The organism is Streptomyces sp. NPDC059224, assembly GCF_042754285.1.
In the GTDB taxonomy this organism is placed as follows: domain Bacteria; phylum Actinomycetota; class Actinomycetes; order Streptomycetales; family Streptomycetaceae; genus Streptomyces.
This window is the reverse complement of record NZ_JBHZAN010000010.1, coordinates 39,219-59,859: the sequence shown is the minus strand read 5'-3', so window position 1 is coordinate 59,859 and position 20,641 is coordinate 39,219. Positions and strand designations below refer to the sequence as shown.

Genomic DNA, 20,641 nt, shown 5'->3' with positions numbered 1-20,641 from the left:
AACCCGGACCCGGACCACCCCATGTGTCCGAACTCGTGAACGGGATCTGTCGTGGTCACCACTCGTTTCGCCTACATCTGTCGCCCGTTCGCCCAGGGTCTGCTCGACAAGACCCGCGCGCTCAACGAGCTGGATTTCGACAAGCACCAGCGAGCCCGACTGAGGGAGTCCGTCTCCGTCGACGTTCGCAAGCTCTGCGACATGCTCATACCCGATGCCCGACATCCGCAGGTCAGCGTCGCTGCCGCTGAGCAGGCCGCAGCCATCGGGGTCGACCTGGGACAGGAGACGTGGCATTCCCAGACCAGGTTTGATCCCAAGCGAGCGGTGTTCCACTACGAGCACGTGAATCCCGTCAGCCAGATCGTGAACGCCCTGACCTACGCTGATTCCGTCGGCGCGATTGTGCAGATCCTCTCTGACGGCTTGCGGCTGGCGTGGATCACCAAGGATGAAGACGCCCGACTCACTGCACTCGGCTACCGCCATAAGCGGCCCGATCCCGGCGCCGCGTACGCGGAGGCGGGGGTCGTGCTGCTGCCCGCACTGCCCGACCCTGATCATGATCGAATGGACCGGCGTGGCTGAGGACGGCAGCGCGGGCAGTGGCCCGGGGGCCACGGTGAACAGGAACGGTGTCAGGTCTCCCGTGCCCGCTCAGAACAGTGCCAGGCCCTCGCCGCTGGTGTCCGCGACGACCGGCCGGGACTCGGCGGGAAGGCCGTCCAGGCGGTCAGGACCGGCCGCGGCGGCCACGGCGGGGGCCGTCTCCGCCAACCAGACACGAAACCGCTCGGCGGCTTCGCGGTAGGGGACGCGCGCCAGGACACGGTGCTCGCCGGAGGGGCAGCAGTCGACCGCGACCGTGAGCAGGCAGGAACGGGGCGTGTTCTGACTGCCCGTCCAGGACACCCGCAGGACACCGCAGGGCTTGCGCCCGCCGGGGGCGCGGTGGGTCGGGCGCAGCGATCGGCAGGCTGTGTGGGCGGTCCATGCGGCGAGGTGCGGCAGGGGCAGGGTGGTGCGTGCGCGGCAGCCGGGGCAGCGGTGCCAGTGGCGCAGCCAGTCCTCGGTGTCGGTGTGGAAGAGACGTGTGTAGCGGTTGGCCACGCGGATGTCGTTGCTGTACAGGTGATCGGGACGTTCGAGTGTGTTGCAGGACTGGCACACGGGGGCGCGGACGTAGCCGTGTTCGTGGCAGTGGTCGAGGACTGCCGCGGGCCCGCCGCGGCAGACGGCGCACACCCACCCGGCCACCCTGCGGGAGGTACCGGGCTTCCTGCTGAGCACCGAGTACAGCTGACCTTCCAGCTCTCCGTCGTACGGGCGCGGTGAGGCGGTGGGGCCTTCGGGGCTCGTTGTCTGCCGGGCGCCGGCGTCCCGGGCCTGCCGGGGGTGGGAGGGCGGCTCGGTGGCGGCCGCGTCCGCCCGGCGGGTCCGCGCCGCTTGCACCCACTGCGTCTCCGCGTGCTCGGCCGCGTCCAGCAGCCTGACCACAGCGCGCGGCAGCCACCACGTCCGCCGCGTCCCGTCGCGGTCCCGCTCCACGAGTATCTGTCGCCAGTCGATCCCCGCCAGATGGTACGGCCGGCCGACTTCACGTCGTGCCGCTCGCTCGGGGCCGCCCCGTTCCTGCACTTCCCCCGTGATGCGCCGGCGCCAGCGCAGCGGCGTTTCCTCGTCGCCCTCCTGCCTCGGCGCCCCACGAAACGGACCGATGCGGACCAGGTCCTGCCGGTCCATTCTGACCGCGTTCAGTTCCGCAGCCGCCCGGCGCACCTCGATCTCCGAAACACTCCACTGACCGCCGCTCGCCCTCACCGTCGCCACCAGCTGGCCGCCGAGCAGGACGTACCCCGCCCGGGCGTGGGCGGGAGAGCAGGTGAACGCCCCAGGAGCCGTCGGCACAGCACTGCCGGCCGTCAGATCGACCCACAGGGCGTCCGCGGCACCCAGGGTGATCAGGCTGTCCGCGCGACCGGGCATGACACGCTCTGACATACCGCAAGGTTAACGGCGCCGACGCGGCAACGGGTCCCCAAGCGCCTCGGCCGGCCGGGCCGCCGCCCGCAACTCCCTGTTCCCGAGCATCTGTTCGTCAGCACTCGCCCTGGGGGCCCTGAGTTCCCGGCGGACTCGTGCGCCGAATCCGCGTTCGCTCTCCGGCGCACGGGTGACGCGCCCGCACTTCGCCGTCGGGCGTGCGGAGTGGGCGCGGTTCGTGGGGTTCGTGTCGCAGGCCTGAACGGCTCAGGGGGGTGGCACTCGCGGGACCATCCCGCGGGCCGTGAAGTCGGCCCCGGTCGGCTGTGGAGGATGCCGGCCGGGCCGGGCCGCGACTGTCAGGTGCGGGCCTGGACGATGAGCGTGCCGATGTGCCCGGCTTTCGGGGCGTCCACCACCGGCGCCTCAGCGGACGTGAAACCGGCTCGGAGCAGGTGCCGCTCCCACACTGCGGGCCTGTAGCTGTACCGGTACGTGAACATGGCCTTCCCCGTGAACCCGCCCTTGTACATGCCCTGCGGCCCGTAGGCACCCGGGATGGCCGGCGGCTGGGAGAACACGAAGACGCCGCCCGGGAGGAGGTGCCTGCGGACGAGAGGGAAGAGGCGGGACGGGGCGGTGAACCAGGCCGCGCCGAAGACGGAGTACACGGCGTCGTACCGTCCCTCATCTGCGGCGAGCCAGTCGAGGATCTCCCCCCGCTCGATCCGCACCCCGAGCGGCGCCCACTTCTCGCCCGCGAGCGCCACCATGCGCGGCGACAGATCGACCCCGGTGGCCCTGACGCCTTGTTGTACGAGGTGGGCGAGGGCACGGCCGGTGCCGCATCCGATCTCCAGCACGGTCTCCGGGCCGCCGAGGAGTTCGGGTCCGGGGCCGTGGCCGGCGTACTGGGTCCAGCAGAACGACGGCTCGGCGTCGTCCTTGAACGCCGACTCGGCGTAGGCGTCCCACAGTTCGGTCTCGGCGGCGATGTCGTGCGGTACGGGCACAGCTGGTGTTCCTCTCGTCGTCGGGATGCGGGAACCCCCGCCCTCGGGGAGCCGTGAGGACGGGGCGACTGTAGCCGGGGTCAGTGGAGGTCGGGTTTGGCCGCCTCGGCTGTCTCGTAGAGCAGGCGCGTTCCAGGTGCACGGTCCGTACGGTGAGTCAGCGTACGCACACACTCTGTGGACGGTACGCGAGGCCTTACGTCACGCTGGGTGCCGTCGGGCGTGGGGCGACGGACAGTGCGTGACGTAGGTACGGAACGGGAGGTGGCCGCGTATGACGGGCGGTATCGACATCATGGCCGATGACAGCGACGGCGAGCCGGCCGGCGGTGAGCCGGATCGTGAGCCCGATCCCTCGGACAGTCTGCGGACGTTCGGGGCGGTGGCCCAGGCGCTGCGCGAGCACGCGGGGTACAGCAGGGCCGAGTTCGCGGAGCTGGTGCGGTACTCCAAACACACGGTCGCGTCCGTGGAGTTGGGGCGACGGCTGGCGGACGAGGCGTATGTGGAGCGGTCCGAGGAGCTGCTGGGGAACACGGGGGCGTTACGGAAGTCGTCGCAGTACGTGACGCGTGGGCGGGGGGATGTGGGGCTGGCGGCTTGGTTCCGGCAGTGGGCTCGGCTGGAGCGGGTGGCGGTGAGTCTGTACACGTACGAGTGCCGGTTGGTGCCGGGGTTGTTGCAGTCGGAGGGGTATGCGCGGGCCCTGTTCGAGAACCGGCTGCCGCTGCTGACCGAGGAGCAGACGGAGGCCCAGATCGAGGCGCGACTGGAGCGGCAGCGGATGCTTCACGACCGGCCGACGGTGCCGTTTCACTTCATCGTGGAGGAGTCCGTCTTCCGGCGCAGGCTGGGGGGTCGTTACGTGCTGCGGGGACAGTTGGACCTCGTGCTGGAGCTGACGGCGCCGCCCAACGTGATGCTCCAAGTCATGCCGACCGAGGCCGAGTTCCATGCCTGCATGGACGGTTCGGTGCAGCTGTTGGAGACGCCGGAAGGGCGGCGGCTGGCGTACTCCGAAGGGCAGGAGAACGGCCGGTTGATCTCCGACCGCAAAGAGGTGCGCACCCTCCAGCAGCGCTATGACACACTGCGCTCGCAGGCCCTGAACCCCCAGGACTCGCGGGGCCTACTGGAGCGACTGCGAGGAGAATTATGAGCACGACGGAACTCGCCTGGTTCAAGTCCAGCTACAGCGGCAGCTCGGGTGACAGCTGTGTTGAGGTCGCCGCCACCGAACAGGCCATATGCGTCCGGGACTCCAAGGACGTGAGGCGCCCGCACTTCGCCGTCGGGCGTGCGGAGTGGGCGCGGTTCGTGGGGTTCGCGGCGGAGGCTTGAGCCGCGTCCGTCCCGGCGGTCGCGTGGTCACGTTCACCGCCGGGACATCGGGCCGCTGGGTCAGCCGGTCGGCCTGACAAGCTTCTCAGTCTCGACACGGAGGCTCTTGATCGCTCCCAATGCCGTTTCGCGCTCAGCGCTGATCTCCGTACCCCGGTCCGTGAGACCGCTGAGCGACTTCTCCACCTCCACGATCCACTCGTTGAGGTGCTGCGTACCGGAGTCGTTGAGAGCGCTTCGCGTTCTGAGTGCCTCTTCGTCGAAGTGACGCTTGATCGTCTTCCGGTGCTCGCCAAGCTTCTTACGCTCGTTCCAGTCGTGCACCACACTTTGCACGTCGGTCAATGACTCCATGACCGTCAGCACCCACTGCACCTTGCCGGCCGTATTGGCGACCTTCTCGGCTGCCTTGCCTCGACCCCATGGCTTGAACTTGCCCACGCCGTTGGTGATCTTTCCGTCGGCGTCGAGCAACTTCTGGCCCACCCGGCTCTTGTTGATCCGGGTCGCGAAGTTGGAGGCCGCGCTTCCCTGGTCGCTACCGTCGGTTGCGGCTTTCCCGATCCACTCGTGCATCTTTCTGGCGCCTGTCTTCACGGCTACCGCTGCAGCTTCCCAGGCCGCACGTGCAAACGGCGATTCGCCATCCGGGGACGCGTCGATCGTCGTCTCGGGTGAGTCAAGTTCGTTCGCCCAAGCTTCAGGCTCAGGCACATCGGTTCCGTACTCGGCGACCAGCACATCGAACGCTGTCCTCACCGACGAGGAGAACTTGGCATCGAACTCGGCGCTCGCGCGCATCAGGTCCTCCCTGACGGCACGTTCGACATCGACGGGGACGACACCGTCCTTCTCCGAGACGCCCGCAGCTGCCCTACCTCCCGCTGTCTTAATCTTGGAAGTGACGGCCTCGCTCTCCCTCTCCAGGGTGCTCATCACACCCTCTTTCGCCCGGGAGATCGAGTCCTCGACCTTCTTCGCGGTCTCCGCGGCGCCGAGTTCCTCGCCGTCCAGTACCCACTTCTGCTCGGCGTCTGCCAGAACCCGGAGGAGTTCGAATGCCTGTGCCTTTGGGCGGACATCGCTGACACCAGGCGCGACCATTCTCTGCAACTCATCTGCAAGAGCGTCGATGCCGCTCTCCGAGAACAGCAACTCACGCTGGGCAGCTGTGAGGTCGGGATCATTGATCGCGTCGACGTAGTCGCGCGCGTCGGTCGGCACGATCGGGACACGGTCGGCAAAGGGGCCGAGTCGCTCGCGAATCTCATCGAGGATGACGTCGCGATCACTGTTCTCGGCGTTCATCTTGTTGACGACGACGACGCTCCGGTCAGCGAACCCGTCATTGTCGAGCGCTTTCAGAATCGCCTCGGTCTCCGCTTCACCCGGTAGTTCGCTCGTTGTCACGATCATCAGCGCGTCCGCACCACGCACGCCGAGACGCGCCGCGTCGGAATGCTCGTCGTTGCCCGACAGCGTCCCGGGCAGGTCGACGAGCGTCACGCCGTTCCACTGGTGCGGCGTCGGCTCATGCGTCTTGGGTGCCGCGTCGACGAGTTCGTCGACAGCAGCCGACGGGAGCTGGCGCAGTGCCGCGATGAGCATCGACTTCCCGGCGCTATACGGCCCCAGGAGTGCGATGCGTAGCGGGCTCGCGTCCGCGTGGGGAAGGTTAGCCACCAGTCCCCGAGTACGGGCGTGGGCGCTCAGGACATGCTCGGCCCGTGCACTCAGCGCCAGCACGTGGGCAGTCAGACCCTCGCCGCTCTCCGTCACGCCGGCCGGATTGCCGTCAGCCATCTGTTTTCCCTTCGCTCGCTCCGCGGCTGCCGGTCGCATCGACAGGGCTCGTGGAATCCGAGCAGATCTCGATCCGCTCGGTGAGGACATTCACGAGCTGGGTCTGCAGGCACGCCCGCACTTCCGCGATTCGGCACGCTTCGGTCCAGACTCGAAGTTCGACTCCTGGCGTTCGGCGCACGGAGCGGATTGCCGCCGGGTCCCCACCGGCAAGATCCAGGAGTCGGCGCACGAGTACGAGGTCGATCGAATCAAGGGCGGACCACACGGCCCACTGCAGCCGACGGAGCTGTTCGTACCGCTCCCGTGTACGGCTGATGTCCGCGGACTGCTCTTGGAACTGGGCGCCGACTCGCGCCGTCGTGTCATCGACGATTCGTGCCAACCGTGCATCGATCCGGTCGAACAACTCATCGAGCTTGGCCTCGGCCTCGGCCGCGGTCTCGCCCGTCCACTCGTGCTTCGCCTGCTCCGCACGATCAATTTCACGGCTGAATGCTTTCGCCACTCCGACCACGACATCCAGCAGGTAGCCCACTGTCACCATGGCAACTTTGCCCCTGGTGGTATCCGCAGCGAGCTTCTTGGGGATCCCACGGGCTGCAAAGGAACCCAAGATGGCCGTCCCCGCCCCCTCAGCAGCCACCGCGATCCGGCGCCGAACCGTCGTGTCAGGACGCTGTCGTACATGCAGGCGCTCGTCGTCCTGCCGCTCCGCGGCGCTTTCCCACGCGCGCAGAACCCTCTGCCGTTTCCGAATCTCCTGCTCGATCTCTCTCTCGAGGATCGACGCGAATACCTCCAGCTCCAGACCGGTAATGAAGTCGCTCCATCGCTGCGCGTGATCCACGCCACCCAGGCTCGGAACCACACCCGACAACTCCTCTTTGGCATGGTGGCGCCTGACTTCGAGGCAGTCGCGTGTGTTCTGGCCTGCGATCCGGATCGCTTCGAGCAACGCAGCCTGTTGACTCGGCGCCGAGCGTTCAAGTTCGCCAAGCGCGAGACCGACCTGAGGGAGTTCCTCAATCACCCGGTCGTGGAAGGCGGCGAGCGGTGCTCGTACGCCCTCGGCCAGCCGAACGGCACGAAGCGGAATCGCGCGCTCGGCCAGGAGCTGTGCGAGGGATTGTTCGAGCTCGGGCAGCCTACTTGCCCGGAAGGCCCTGTCTCCGAGCTCGCTGTCCGCAGTGGACAGCGCTTCGTGCGCCGCACCGGCGTGGACCGCGAGGATGACGGGTGGTGCGACTCCGACCGCTTTGGAGACCTGCTCGATCCGGACAGCGTGACCCGACGCCGACCTGAACTCTCTCTCTGGGCATTTAGCGAAGAGTTGAAGACGGCCCGGCTCGATGACTCGTCGCTTCACGTTGACGACAGCGAGCAGAGGCTTCCCCGAAAGGAGGAGTCGTTGCAGTTCGGCGGACTCCTCGTCGCGAAGCGTGTCGGCGTAGTTCCATATGACCGCGTCGGCGTTGTCACACGCATCCCGAGCGCGTTGGGCGTCGAAGTCGTCGTCCTTCGCGGCGACGCCGGGCGTGTCGAGGTAGGTCACGGAGCCGAGCTCGAACGCAGAGGTCTCCCGTGTGGTCCGGTGCGCGCCTCGCCCGATCCCGGTTCGGTCCGCGTCGCGAGTCAGGGCTTTCCGGAGCGTAGTCTTTCCGGACTTGGTTCTTCCGGCGATGGCCACGACCAGTTTGCCTCTCACCGCAGGCATGTCCCGTAATGCATCGCGCAGTTCGCGTTCGAGCGCCCCGATGCGGCTGATGACCCCGACAAGAGGCTCGTTCTCCGTCGCGTGCGCGGAGTACGACGTTCGCTGAAGGTGAGGCTCAACTTCGACCCAGAGGGCGGACTGGATATCGCGGTAGGCCGATCGACTCGCGTCTACCACCCCGAAGGAATCGGTGAGTTCGTCGACCAGTGACTCAAGGGCCGCGCGGAGATCCGGTTCGGTTCGCCGCGCATCCATTGCCGCTGCCACACGGTCGAACAGCTCGACGTCTTGCGCGTAATAGGACTCAAGCGCTCGCAGTTCGCTGATGTCGGTCCGGGAGGCCACCGCCGGCAGCCCCGTGACGAGCCGTGCTGCTGAACTCATGGCAGGCGCAGCCGGGGAAGCAGTCGTCCGGACGGGTACGGTCACGATCCCTTGCTCGATCACTGCTCTCACGTTGCTGTCCGCGAGCATCTCCAATGTGCTTCCCGAAACAGCGCCGATGTCGCGAGCCCCGATCGCCCAGACCAGGGCATCACGCCGATCCGCTCTGAACCTGAACCGCGCGTCCGGCCCGAGCCAGCGCCACCATTCCGGTTGGGCGGACAAAACCGCCTCGTACGACTCCTTCGCGACGATGAAGTCCCGCACCTTCTCAAGCCGCGTCACCAGATCCCGGTTCTGCAGGTCCCGAGCTGTGGAGACACTGTGTTTGAGTACGAGCTCACGTGCGCCTGCCGCCTGCCGGCTGCCTCGACGGTGACGACTCAAGTCGGTCACCGCGCGATCGACATCGATCTCAAAGATCGAACGCCAGATCTCCTCGGGCCACCCCTGATCCGCACGACGACACTGCTCAAGGACTCCAGGCAGTACCCGTTCCGCGAGCGCCACAGCCGCAAGGTCCGCCCGAAGCGCTTCCGCCGTCACGCCCTCAAGCGCCTGGAGATGAGGTCGTAGCCCTTCGAGCCGCATCAGCTCTTGGAGGGCTCTGGCCTCGCTCCGGGTCAGAGCCCGGCTCCGAGCCCTTGCCAGACGGACCAGTTCCTGTTCCTCGACGCAGGCCGCCACGGCTTCGGATATCCAGTGAAGAGTGGTCCCGGACGGTGGCAGATCGGCACATCCGCACGCTTTAGCAACCGCCTCCACGTCCTTGGCGAGCCTTTCGAGTGAAGCCGGCCCGGCTATGGCGTCGATACCCAATGGCTCCAGCAGGAGGGCCAGCACCTCGGCTCTGAGACTCGCCGTGTCATTTATCGCCGTGTCGTTCACCACTACTCCTCGTGGGGGCGGTGGTATCTGAACTCGGGGAGCGGGCCGGGGCTCGGGGGAATCAAGGCCCGGGACTGCTGAGGCGCCTCCGCTCGTACGATCCGGTGGCGAGTCGGCACGCAGGTGCGCGGTGTGAAAACCCACATACCTTGCGACAAGGTGACCCCGAGCACTCGTTCCTTGTTCCGCAACCAGGGATATCTGTTCTGCAACTCGGCATAGTTGTCGTTGGTGACGACGGTTCCGCCGGTGTCCTCCGCGATTGCTGTGACAAGCGCGTCGCCCTTACCCTCGGTTCCGGCCGGAGGCTGGATGAGGGTCCCTTTGTTGAGCGCCGAATCCACGGCCGCGCGTTCTTCCTCCGTGACCTTGTGCCTGAAAGTGGCGTCGACGACAACGTGGAGTACGGCGTCGGGAAATCGCGATGTCAGAGCGTCGCGCGCGGAGAGCAGCTGGGCGTAGGACGGTCGGTCACCGTTGCCGTACACGCCAGGTTGTCTTGGCGACCTGCCGATCCACGCCAGGTTGGAACCGTCTACCACGAGCACCGCAGGCGCCGAGCCCGTGGCTCGCTGCCGCGTCTGCGTCGGCAGCGGCCTGGTGACCGTGTTGCCCGCGAGCAGATCATCGAGTTCCTTGCGTACCGCCGGCGTCGGACCACCAGAGCTGAAACTCTTGATCTCCTCGTTCAGCACTTCCTCGCCGGTGCGTTCAAGGGTCGCCTTGACGTGAAGGAGCCCGTTCGTGTCGTACGTGTACTCCAGCAGGAAGCGGGAGTCCTCACGAGCCCGGGGATCCGAATAGGTGAGACGGAGGTCCGTCAACTGTACGTTGTCAGGGTGATCCAGGGGCCGGTCCGGGTCACCCTCCCAGATCTCCACGGCGAGACTGCGGGCGTTGTCCCGGCGCGGCGTGTAGCTCTTACGCTCCTTCCACGGCAGGGGTGAGTTGCGCGGAATGATCTGACTGAACTTCCGCTGTCCGGTGTCGTCTGTAACGACCGTGCCCAGGGCATGGCCTGTCGCCACCTGGATCACGCCGTCAGCCTCCCCCGACAGCACAGCTGCCGCGATGGAGGCACCGCGGGCGACCGCCGTCATGGGATCGCACACGCCGACTTCGACGGGCTGCTGCTGCATGACCTCGGCGACCGCCATCCGGACGCTCGGGATCTGACTGGTGCCGCCGATCATCAGCACCGCGTCCACGTCCAGAGGTGCCATATGCAGGTCGGTGAGGCACTGCTGGACCGGTGCGAGAGCCCGGTCCACGAGGTCGGTGATGGCGTCCTCCAGCTCCTCCTGCCACACCTCGACGGTGTCACCGTCCGGAGTCCTGACGGTGACGGACTCCTCGGAGGACAGACGAATCTTGCTGCGCTCCACGTCCAGCCCGAACTGCCGCTCCTGTGCAGGCGTCCACGCCGATCGCGCAGGAGCTCGTTCGAGGACGAGGTCACGCAGGCGGCGATCGATCTCCAGACCGCCCAGCTCGGTCACACCCCGTGACGCAAGCTCCTCGAAGAACCCGTCCTGGTAGTCGAGCACGGTGACGTCGATCGTGCCGCCACCCCAGTCGAAGACCAGGATGGTGCGAACGTCTTGCAGCTCGGGCGCATGCTTGAGCCCGTACGCGTACGAGATGGCCGCTGCCGTCGGCTCATTGAGCAGCGCCAGGACGTCGATGCCCGCGAACTGCGCGGCGGCGCGCGTGCGATAGCGCGCGGCACCCGTGGCGTTGGCGGGCACGGTGATCACGGCCTGATCGATGGCGGTAAGGTTGTGCTCAGCGCCCTTGCGCATGGCCTGGAAGACACCGGCGGCCACCGTCGTGGCCGCGAACCTGCGGCCGTGGATCACAACGTACTCGTCGCTCTTGAGGAGCCGCTTGCAGGCCTCGGCCGCCTCCTCGGAGCGGAGCTTGGCCTCCCAGCCGAACAACGCTCCCCGACGCAGCGAACTCATGCCCACCACCGACGGGAAGAGGTACTCGAAGCCGGGATGGCGCCAGTCGGCGTCGATGTGGTGGGCGTCCAGCAGCAGCACGTCGGCGTCGTCGCCCAGCCACTGGGCCACCACGGAATTGGTGGTGCCGAAGTCGATCCCGGTGGCGGTCACATGCCCTCCCCGTTCGTGGCCTCGTCGTCCCCGGCAGAGTGGTCTCCTCCGTCTGCCCCGGGCAGGCGGCGCAGTTGTCCGGAGAGCACCAGCTTGCCGGTGGCCTGGTCCACGTAGGCCGGGCGCAGCACCTCGAACGCCTCACCGTCGCCTTCCACCACCACGAAGAGTTCGCTTTGGCCGTCAGGTGAGTCCACGCACCGCACACCTTGGTCCAGCAAGGCGGTACGGATGCCCTTCCGAAGCGAACTTGCACTCTGGTTGGGCGCGCCGGCGAGCAGATCGACCTCGACCATGCGGGCCACGTACTCCTCCCGAGAGCGGAACGCGTCCAGAACGGCCTGACGCAAGGCAGCCGTCACAGCGGCCTGCGTGAGGCGCCCCTCCTCCGGGACAGCGGTCAGGAGGTCGGTCGCCCGCTCGGTGAAACGGGAGAGCAGCATATGAGGGCTGAGTAGCTCCTCGGGGCGGTAGGTGCGCGGGGAGTCCTTGGGAGTGTGTCGTTTGGGGGCCGCCGTGGATTTCTGTTCCTTGGGGCGATCGGCGAGCGGGGTGTCCTTGGAGGCATCGTCTGCCGCCCGCTGCTTCTCCCGACGGCGCCTGAGGCCGTTGTTCCCTTTGCGGGGCTCCTGCTTGGGCGCCTCGGAGGTTCGCCGCAGTCTGCGGGGCACGTGGGTCACTGTGTGTGCATCCTTGCGTTGCGATCGGGGCGCCGGTGCCCGCTGAGTAGATGCGGCAGCAGATCCGCCACCGCCTGCTGTCGCACGAGCGCCAGGCTTTCGGAGGACTGGGGTGCCGTTCGTCTGGCCAGCGGCGCCAGGGGCGGGACCAGTGTGACCGGCACCTCGTCCGGAAGGTCGAACACGTCTAGGTCGAGCGGTAGCACGAAGAAGCCGGACCAGTCCTCGTCGCGCTGGGCGTCTCTGATGCGTTTCATCGCGCTGTTGAGCCGCGCGCTTGCGTCCACGTCGTGCACATGCTCCCGGCGAAGGTCCCGGTACCGGGTTTCCCAGCTCGGCGCGCCATGCGGCAGCCCGAGGTCCAGATAGGGGTTGGACGCTGCCGGTCTGTCGTTACGGGGAACCGCCCGACGCCGCTCGACCATGCGGAGGTTGGCCTCGGCCAGCTCGTGCGATCCGCTGATCCCCTTCAGGAGGGCGGCCGCCGCGTCCAGTTCCTCCCGGAGCAGCAGCGTGTACGCCTGGAAGTTGAGGGCCTCGGCCCGGTAGGCAGGGTCAGCGGTCTCGAACGACACCAGCTTGTCTATCTGGGACGACGCACGGGCGAGGTCGCTCAGGCACAGCAGGTCGTAGGCCTGACGCAGGGCCATGAGCGCGTGCAGTGGCGACCGCGACGGATTGACGGCGGCCTTGGGCTCCCACAGGGAGAAGATGAGCCTCCACAGACCCCGGTCTTCCCAGATGTCCCGGTCCCAGTTGCCGACAGCGACCCCGTCCATGAGCCGACGCAGCCGGAGCACCAGCTCGCGCGGCAGCTCCCTTTCGAGCTCCTTCACCACCGAGGCGTCGCCGTCGGCGACGCGCTCCAAGAGGTCGTAGACGTCGCCGGCAGAGGACAGCGGCTCGCCCCCGGCGAGGAACGTTTCCCGCCGTTGCCGGGCCGTCCACTCCAGCGTAGTTGCCTGCTCGGTGGTCACCTCATCAGGAACCAACCGGGCTTTGAGGTACGCATGCTCCGCCTCCTCGGCCCGGTACTGCCAGGGCTGGTGCTCGGGGCCGACCGCCCCGGCGTCGATGAGGTCGTCGAGGATGCTCAGCGGCATCCAGGGAAGCACACGCGGCAGCATCCGGGGCGGGAAGGTGGCCGTGCCATCCGTCGCGAACGCCGTGAGAAGGGCGAAGGCCCCGGAGGGGTCCTCGCTCCCGGATACGGCGAGCGTGCCGTCGCCCGCAGTCAGGGCAGTGAGTCGTTGCTCCCCGACTTCGGACAGCCACAGGAAGCCGCCCGCGTGAACCGCGGTAAGCGTCGCGGCGACGGTGGCTGAGTCGGCCCGTTCCAGGACGGTCCGCACGGCAGGCAGCAGCCGCTCGTCCGGTTCGTCGCGCAGGGCGTCGGCCAGGGCGTCGTGGGTCGCGTCGTTTGCGAGGGAGGCCAGTTGTCGGAGCAGAGCGTGGGCCTGTATTACCGCCTGTACTCCGAACACCCCCACCTTCCGCCACCTGCGTACGGTGAACCCGTCGACCCCCGTGTCAGCGCTCTGGGCCTCCCGGCGCTCCCTGAGCGCCCTCAGCCGCTCCCGCTCCCGTGCAACCGCCTCGGCCCGCGCCCCCGACACCGGCTGCCCCACCCCGCCGACTGGCGGCGGACTCGTCACTCTCCGGCTCCTTCGTGCCGGGGGCCATGGCCGGGGGGCGGAGTGAGGGTGGAGGTGTAGTTCTCGCCTTCGACGAGCGGGTTATCCAGAGTGAGGCCGGCGGCGGCCATGCGGTCGTACTCGGCGAGGATCAGTTCCTTCGTGCGGTACGTGCCGTACTTCGCCTCGTCTTTGCGGCGGACGATGGGGAAGGTGTCCAGGATGTAGTTGACGTCTTCACGGGAGATTCCGTAGAGGTGGAAGAAGAGGGCGTCGAGCTCGATTCGGATGGCCTCGCGACGCGCTTCGTCCCACTGGAAAGGTGTGTTTGAGTCGCCCAGGTCGCGAGCAAATGGCGTCATGTCGTCAGCCGTGTAGCAAAGCTCAAGGAATCGTTGCTGAATGAAGGAGTGATGGCGCTCTAGTGACTGAGGTGGGAGGACCGGAAGTTGGTTGCAGATGAAGAAATTCAGATGCAGCCCGCCCACCTTTAGTCGCGCTGTGAAATCTAGAACGAATGAGCTCAGACAGGCGATGAAGGCACCCGCTTGACGGGTATGTTCCTCTGACATTAGAGACACGGGTAGGCTATTTGCTGCCGCAGCCATTGGGATCATGCTGACGATGACTGTTCGCTCATTTGTTGGGCTGGTCACATCTCTCCAGCCGATAAACCAGTCCTTGTTCCAGGATCGAGATTCGACCTTCCGCGCGACGTCACGGCTGGATACCCAATTGCTGGGCATGACCACACGCGACCTTGCCTGAAGGTCCTCTGAGGTCAGGTAGCGTGGTTGATTCTGTCGCTGCTTGGCTGTGCCACTCTGCACTACATCTGCAGCTCGGTGATTGAAAAAGTCGACCATCTTAGCCTCATACAGAGGAAGCATGACCGAAGATTCCTTCGTAAACGTGTTACCGCGGCCAGCCCAGCCGTCGCTCTCAAGTTCTGTCCGGTTATGAAAGAGCGCAGACTCGTGTGACATGTCAAACATGCGCAAGAATGACAGCCCCCATGGGTTTCCCTTCGGTGTGCCCTCCTTGATGAGAACCGGGACGCGTCGATAAATCCGGATCGCAATATTGGCATCGCGCCGAGACCTGAACACTGGAAGTGTCCCGGTGTTCGGGTTGAGGAGTTCGATTTCTTCCGGCGTCAGTGGGAATACCTTATCTGTGCCGTCCAATTCGGCAGGGTCCTGCAAGAAGAACGCGAATCGAGCCGCCGGTACGTGAAGGGATCGACCAACCAGTGAGAGGATGCTGAACTTGAACGAACGATGCACGCCGGGGAAGAGGGGCACTGCATTCTCGAAGTCGTACAACACCGAAATAGCCCCACGCCGCACCAGATCACCGGAGAAATGTTGCGTCCGCGCGTCCGTGGCGATACCGGTCGGGACGATCACCCCGGCCCGCCCCTTCGGCCCGAGCAGTATCCGGTCCGTCTCCGTGAAAACCGCGTACGTGTTGAGGTTCCCCTGACCCGTGAGCGGAACCCGGCCCGACCGCCGCAGGAAGTGGCTCTCTGCGTACACCTTCCGCTTGCCTGCCTCGAACTCCTCGTACAGCGACACAGTGTCCGGTGAGTCCTTGAGTGTCTCGATCATCTTCTTGCGTACGGCCGTACGGGATGCTTCCGCGATCTCGGGCGCACGCTGCGCGAAGAACTCCTGTTCCTTGAACTCCACGCTGTCCCACGGCGGGTTCCCCACGACACAGTCGAAGCCCCCCGCCCAACCGGTGTCCGGCGAAACACCCCGGCCGTCCTCCGGGACAGAGAACACCTCTGGGAACTCCAAGTGCCAGTGGAAGAAGGAGAACTGCTTACGCAGCCGCTTGATCTCCTCTTTGGTCTCCGCAGCCACACCCTGACCGCTCGGATCCTCCAGCGCCTTGAACACCGCGTACGTCACCGGCCGAGGCGCCTCCGGTGTCTTCAGCCACACGAACGCCGCGCACCAAGCGTCGGCGACACGCAGCGCCCGCTGGTAGTCCGACGAGCCGGTCCACTTCCCGTACGCGTCCTCCTGCCGGCGGACGTCGGTCAGTTCCTCCGCCTGGGCCAGCGTGATAGAGCGCAGGCCGCTGGCGAACACGGTGTTGGTGACGCTGACTGCCTCCCCGCCCAGGTCGAACAGGCTGCCCTGGCCTACCCGCTCCTGCTGGTTGATCTTCTCCAGGGCCTTCGCGTGCTTCTTGTCGTCGCCTTCCGTCGCGATGAACGCCTCGTCGGGGATGCCGTCGCGGAGCAGCTTGGGCGTGGCGCCGATCAGGCCGTTGCCGTGCTTTACGTGCGCGTCCAGGAAGCTCAGCGGCTTGCCCGGCTCCAGCGCCTCCAGCCACAAGGACACCTTGGCCAAGTCCACGGCCATCGGGTTGAGGTCGACGCCGTAGATGCAGCGGGCGACGACCTCATGCAGGGCGTGGCGTACCGCGTCCAGGGTGGGCTCCGGGTTCCGTTCCCGGACAGCCGCGACCTGCTTGGCGATGCGGCGGGCCGCCGCCACCAGGAAGTGCCCGGAGCCGCACGCCGGGTCGCAAACCGTCAAAGACAGCAGCTCCTTGACGATCGCATCGGCCGGATCGGCTGCGCCCGATCGCGCCGCCTCCTCCTCACCACGCCGTACGGCATCCTCGATCACCGGGTCCAGCGTGGAGTTCAGCAGGCATTCGATCAGCGAGGACGGGGTGTAGTAACTGCCCGTCGTCTTACGGGTATTGCCCGCCAACTCGACGAGCGTGAACGTGCGGTCGGCTGCGCTGTGCTTCGGCTCCAGCTCCAGCAGGGACTCGTAGACCGAGCCCAGTTCCTCCGCGTCCAGGTGCCGGTAGTCCACCGCCCGCCAGCGGCCCGAGCTGCCGTCGCGGACCTGGGAGAGGTGCCGTACGGCCGTCAGCAGGGCCTCGTTGGAGAGCTTCAGGTCGTGCAGCGGGGCGTCCGCCTCCGTGTCGTTGAACAGGCCGCCGAGGCCGGGCAGGCCGAGCTCGGGGTGGCCCTTCTCGTCGCCGAGTGCCGTGAGGACGATCCGCAGGGCCTCGTACAGGTCACCGTGCGCCGTGCCCCGGCGCTTCCGCGCATGCGCCCGCAGCCTCGCCGACGAGAAGTACGTCTCATACCTCTCGCGCGCAATACCGTCCGCACCCGGCGACAGCAGCGCGTCGCGGTCCTCGGCGACGAAGACGAAGAGCAGGCGGTACACCATGCGCAGCAGGGCGGCCTGTAGCGGCTTCGGGCGGACGTCCTCCCGCAGCGCCGTGTTCTCCGGGTGCCGTAGGAAGCCGGTGCCCAGCGCGGTGATCGCCTCCTGGACGCCCTTGCGGAGCTGGTCCAGGGCGCGCGTGCCCGAGGCGATGGCCTCAGTGCGCCACTTCTCCAGCCAGCAGGACGACGGCGCCGCCCCCTCCGCCACCTCGAACCGCGAGGCGTGCAGCAGCCGGTACAGCAGCACGAACTCGCTGAACAGCTCGCCGTCGAAGATAGCTTCCAGGTCGAACTCGACGTACGACGCCGTGGCGAGCGCGCTGGAGTCGCGGAGCAGGCGGACCTGGCGGCCGTTGGTCAGGACGCCCCACAGGTGGGCCTCGGTGCGGTTCAGGCACTCCTGGAGCATCGACTGCGGCGGAACCGTGCCGGCGCCGCCCGGTCGCTTGTCCAGCTCGGTGTTCCAGGCCGCCTGGTGGATGAGGGCGTGGTGCCAGCGGTGGGAGACCGGGAACTTCTTCTCCGCGTCGGAGTCGGCGGTGATGCCTGCCGCACCGATGTGCGTGAGGCGGCCGAAGCCCAGTTCCCGCCAGAGCGGGGTCAGCCAGTCGTTCTCCGCGAGCCCGGTGGGGTCACTCGCGGGGACGCCCGTCTCCCGGTCTTCCGGCAGGCGCTTGCGCAGCTCGCGCCACAGCGGCTTGAGGTACTCCCAGCTGCGCTCGGCCTCGTCCCGCACCGAACGGGACGACGGCAGGCCGTAGTCGGCGGGCTTGGAACCCGGGACGTCCTTGCCCTCGGAGATCCGCACCAGCATGTCGGCCGGCAGCAGCCCCCCGACCGTGTGGACGGCGGTGAACACCTGGTTGCGGGTGGTGGCGGACATCAGGCGGACACTCCAACCGGAACAGAAGCAGAAGCAGAAGCGGCGGCGGGCAGGTAGACGTACGCGCCGAGGATGTCGGCGGGCTTCTGGGCGGTGACCGACAGGCCCCGGACGATCTCGCCGGAGGCGGTTCGCACCCGGCGGTGGGCGGCGTCCAGTTCGGCGGCGAGCTCGTCGCCGTAGGTGTCCAGATAGCCGTTGACGTCGGGCAGTTGTCCGAGGATGCGCGTCATCGTGCGCTCCCCGAAGTGCGGGTCGGTGTTCTCCGACGCCGTCGCCTCCAGCAGGGCGGCCGCCTGCTCCGGCGCGAGCCACGCCCCGTTCTTCGGCGCACCCTCGAACGCCAGCAGGCGCGCGTCCTCCGCCACCAGCTGCCGTTCGCCGCTGCGGGACGGCAGGGTCAGGTGGAAGCGGTAGCGGACCAGGAGCAGGGTCGTCCTCGTGGTCACCGCGTCTGTCGTGATCACCCCGCAGCGGCGGGCCGGGCGGGCGCCCTCCGCCTGGGTGTCCAGCGCGGCGTTGAGGACGTGGGACGCGAGCGCGCCCACCACCGGGTCCGTGCGGACCAGCGCCGCCTCCCCCCGCGCCACCGCCGGATCGCTCCGGAACGGGATCTCGCGGTCCTTCTCGACGACCTCCACGCCCACCACCGGCGCGAGCGCGTCCCGCAGACCCGCCGGAGTGCCGCCGACCTGCGCCGTGAAGTCCTCGGCGCAGGCGTCACCGCGGAGCACCGCGCCCAGCGCACCCAGCGCCTCCCGCACGAACGTCCGGACCTCCCCCACCCCGCCCAGCGCCTCCCGGATCGAGGCGACCTCGCGGGCCACCTCCTCCGGATGGATCGAGCGCTGCGCGAACCGGGAACGGGACGTCCGCTCGCGTTCCGCCGCCGAGTTCCAGTCGCTCTCCAGCTTCTCCTTGCTGACCTTGAACGCGTCCGCGCTGAACAGCGCGTCCTCGTTCTCCCGGCCGCGCATCAGCAGCCACTCCACGATCGCGTCCGTCACGCCCGTCGACAGCTCGTCGGGGACGGAGACCGAGATGCCGAGGTCCTTCTTGATCTGGCGGTGCTTCTTGATCAGCACCTCCAGGACCTTGCCGTCGATGCCGTTGTCGTCGCCGTAGAGGGTGATGACGCGGACCTCGTCGCGGCGCTGGCCGTAGCGGTCCACGCGGCCCTCGCGCTGGTCGTGGCGGGTCGGGTTCCAGGCCAGGTCGTAGTGGACGACCGCGTCGAAGTGGTGCTGGAGGTTCACGCCCTCCGACAGACAGTCCGTCGCGATCAGGACCCGACGGGCCGCCGCGTCCTCGCCGGCCTCCGCCGCCAGTGCCTCGATCCGCTCGATGCGCTGCTGCGGGGACAGCTCGCCGGTGACCGCCTTGACGACCGTCTTCGCGCCCAGCGGGCCGCGCTTCTTGGTCTCCGGGTCGTTCTCCAGCTGCTCGGCCAGGTACTTCGCCGTCGGGATGTAGCGGCAGAAGACGATCGGGTTGTAGCCGTCGGCCAGCAGCGCCTTGAGGTGCTTGATGAGCGCCTTCAGCTTGAGGTCCTTCTCCGGGCCCTTCAACTTGGCTGCCAGGGCTGCCAGTTCGGACAGCCGCGACTTCACCGGACCCTCGTCGGCCCCCTCGCCGGCCCCCTCGTCCGTCTCCGCGCCCGGGGCCACGTCCATGCCCTCCAGCGCGTCGCTGTCCGCCGCGTCGCTGTTGAGCGGGGCGCCCAGCTTGTCGGCCTCCTCCGCCGACGCCGCGATCGCCGCCGCCGAGCGCGTCGTCAGGGTCTGCGCGGCCGCGGCCGGCGACGACACCAGTGAGCGCAGCAGCGCGATCGCCGACCACCAGGCGATACGGGCCTCGCGCCTGCCCTGGCCGCCCGCCTCCTCGACGCGTTCGCTCGCGTAGGCGATGGCGTCGTCCAGCAGGGCCCGGTACTCGGGGGACAGCTTGTACGTCTCGTCCTTGAAGAAGCGGTCCGAGGGGAACGCGGTGCGCTCGGCGAGGGAGTCGTCGGCCAGGCCGTCCTCCTTGGTGAGGTACTGGCGTACGTCCGCGCGCTTGCGGGCCACGAAGTGCTGGGCGAGCAGCTTCCGGCCCGTCTCCGACTCCAGGTTCACGTGCGCCAGGTCCGGCTTGACCAGCCCGAGCAGGTTCCGGAACGCCGACTCCTTGCCGCTGTGCGGGGTCGCCGTCACCAGGAGCAGATGGCGCTCGGCGTCCGCCGCCACCCGGCGCAGCAGCTCGTAGCGCAGCTGGCTCTGCGCGCTCGCCGAGGTGTCGTCGGCGGCCACGCACGTGTGCGCCTCGTCGACGATCACCAGGTCGGGGCAGTGCCGCACGAAGTCGTCGCGGTGGCGTGTGGACTTGATGAAGTCCGTCGACACGATCACGTTCGGGTACCTGTCGAACAACGACTGCCCGAGGTCCAGGCCGCGCTCCAGCCGCGACACCGTCGAGGACAGGACCAGCTCCGCGTCGATGCCGAACTTGCCGCGCAGTTCCTGCTGCCACTGCTCGGCCAGGGCCGGGGAGCAGAGCACCGCCAAGCCGCTGGCCTCGCCCTGCGCCAACATCTCGCTCGCGATCAGGCCCGCCTCGATCGTCTTGCCGATACCGACGTCGTCGGAGATCAGCATGCGTACCGTCTTCTGGCGCAGGGCCATCAGCAGCGGCACCAGCTGGTACGCGCGCGGCTCCACCGCGATGCCCGCCAGCGAGCGGAACGGGCCCGCGCCCGAGCGGAAGCCGACCCGCAGGGCCGTACGCAGCAGTCCCGCCGCCCGCTGGTCGCCGAGGTCGGCCGGCTCGGGCGGCGCGAAGCGGGCCTCCTCGACGGGCTCGAACGGGAGCACGGCGGCGATGTCGTCGTCCGAGCCGCCGAGCGGGCGCAGGACGAGCAGGTCGGGCTCGCTCTCGGGGAGCACCACCCACTCGCGGCCACGGGCCTTCACCAAGGATCCGGCAGAGAACGTGAATGCCATAACGATCGTCAAATC

At 67.8% G+C, this 20,641-nt stretch carries 12 protein-coding genes; 3 read left to right on the top strand and 9 right to left on the bottom strand.

Annotation, left to right across the window (positions count from 1 at the left end; all coding sequences use genetic code 11):
* Positions 1-51 precede the first annotated feature (51 nt).
* Complete coding sequence (locus tag ACFXI4_RS12555) at positions 52-588, top strand: hypothetical protein (RefSeq protein ID WP_384989853.1); 537 nt, start codon at positions 52-54, stop codon at positions 586-588.
* Between the two features lie 69 nt (positions 589-657).
* Here ACFXI4_RS12555 and ACFXI4_RS12550 read toward each other — a convergent pair whose 3' ends face one another.
* Positions 658-2,001 carry an endonuclease domain-containing protein gene (locus tag ACFXI4_RS12550; RefSeq protein WP_384989851.1) on the bottom strand — a complete coding sequence of 448 codons (1,344 nt, stop codon included), beginning with the start codon at positions 1,999-2,001 and terminating at the stop codon, positions 658-660.
* A gap of 341 nt (positions 2,002-2,342) precedes the next feature.
* Entirely contained in the window at positions 2,343-2,996 is a 654-nt protein-coding gene (locus ACFXI4_RS12545; protein ID WP_384989850.1) for a class I SAM-dependent DNA methyltransferase, read from the bottom strand.
* 274 nt (positions 2,997-3,270) lie between these two features.
* Between ACFXI4_RS12545 and ACFXI4_RS12540 the strand changes: the two genes are divergently transcribed.
* Entirely contained in the window at positions 3,271-4,155 is an 885-nt protein-coding gene (locus ACFXI4_RS12540) for a helix-turn-helix domain-containing protein (RefSeq protein WP_384989848.1), read from the top strand.
* Positions 4,152-4,337: a DUF397 domain-containing protein gene (locus ACFXI4_RS12535; RefSeq protein ID WP_384989846.1), complete on the top strand. Its 186-nt coding sequence runs from the start codon at positions 4,152-4,154 to the stop codon at positions 4,335-4,337. The genes ACFXI4_RS12540 and ACFXI4_RS12535 overlap by 4 nt, the downstream gene beginning before the upstream one ends.
* Before the next feature lie 60 nt (positions 4,338-4,397).
* Here ACFXI4_RS12535 and ACFXI4_RS12530 read toward each other — a convergent pair whose 3' ends face one another.
* The 7 genes from ACFXI4_RS12530 to ACFXI4_RS12500 are packed head-to-tail and all read right to left on the bottom strand — an operon-like array spanning position 4,398 to position 20,626.
* The gene (locus tag ACFXI4_RS12530) at positions 4,398-6,140 is read right to left on the bottom strand and encodes a GTPase (protein WP_384989845.1); all 1,743 of its coding nucleotides are present in this window, start codon (positions 6,138-6,140) and stop codon (positions 4,398-4,400) included.
* Positions 6,133-9,129: a GTPase gene (locus ACFXI4_RS12525; protein ID WP_384989844.1), complete on the bottom strand. Its 2,997-nt coding sequence runs from the start codon at positions 9,127-9,129 to the stop codon at positions 6,133-6,135. Before ACFXI4_RS12525 ends, ACFXI4_RS12530 begins: the two co-directional genes overlap by 8 nt.
* A 2-nt stretch (positions 9,130-9,131) precedes the next feature.
* Positions 9,132-11,246: an Hsp70 family protein gene (locus ACFXI4_RS12520; protein ID WP_384989842.1), complete on the bottom strand. Its 2,115-nt coding sequence runs from the start codon at positions 11,244-11,246 to the stop codon at positions 9,132-9,134.
* Positions 11,243-11,917, bottom strand: a complete 675-nt coding sequence (locus tag ACFXI4_RS12515; RefSeq protein WP_384989840.1) for a hypothetical protein — start codon at positions 11,915-11,917, stop codon at positions 11,243-11,245. The genes ACFXI4_RS12520 and ACFXI4_RS12515 overlap by 4 nt, the downstream gene beginning before the upstream one ends.
* Positions 11,918-11,922: 5 nt before the next feature.
* Complete coding sequence (locus ACFXI4_RS12510; protein WP_384989838.1) at positions 11,923-13,581, bottom strand: hypothetical protein; 1,659 nt, start codon at positions 13,579-13,581, stop codon at positions 11,923-11,925.
* On the bottom strand, positions 13,578-17,648 hold the full coding sequence (locus ACFXI4_RS12505) for an Eco57I restriction-modification methylase domain-containing protein (RefSeq protein WP_384989836.1): 4,071 nt from the start codon (positions 17,646-17,648) through the stop codon (positions 13,578-13,580). The genes ACFXI4_RS12510 and ACFXI4_RS12505 overlap by 4 nt, the downstream gene beginning before the upstream one ends.
* Positions 17,648-20,626, bottom strand: coding sequence for a helicase-related protein (locus ACFXI4_RS12500; protein ID WP_384989834.1), 2,979 nt, complete (start codon positions 20,624-20,626; stop codon positions 17,648-17,650). Before ACFXI4_RS12500 ends, ACFXI4_RS12505 begins: the two co-directional genes overlap by 1 nt.
* Between the last annotated feature and the right edge of the window lie 15 nt (positions 20,627-20,641).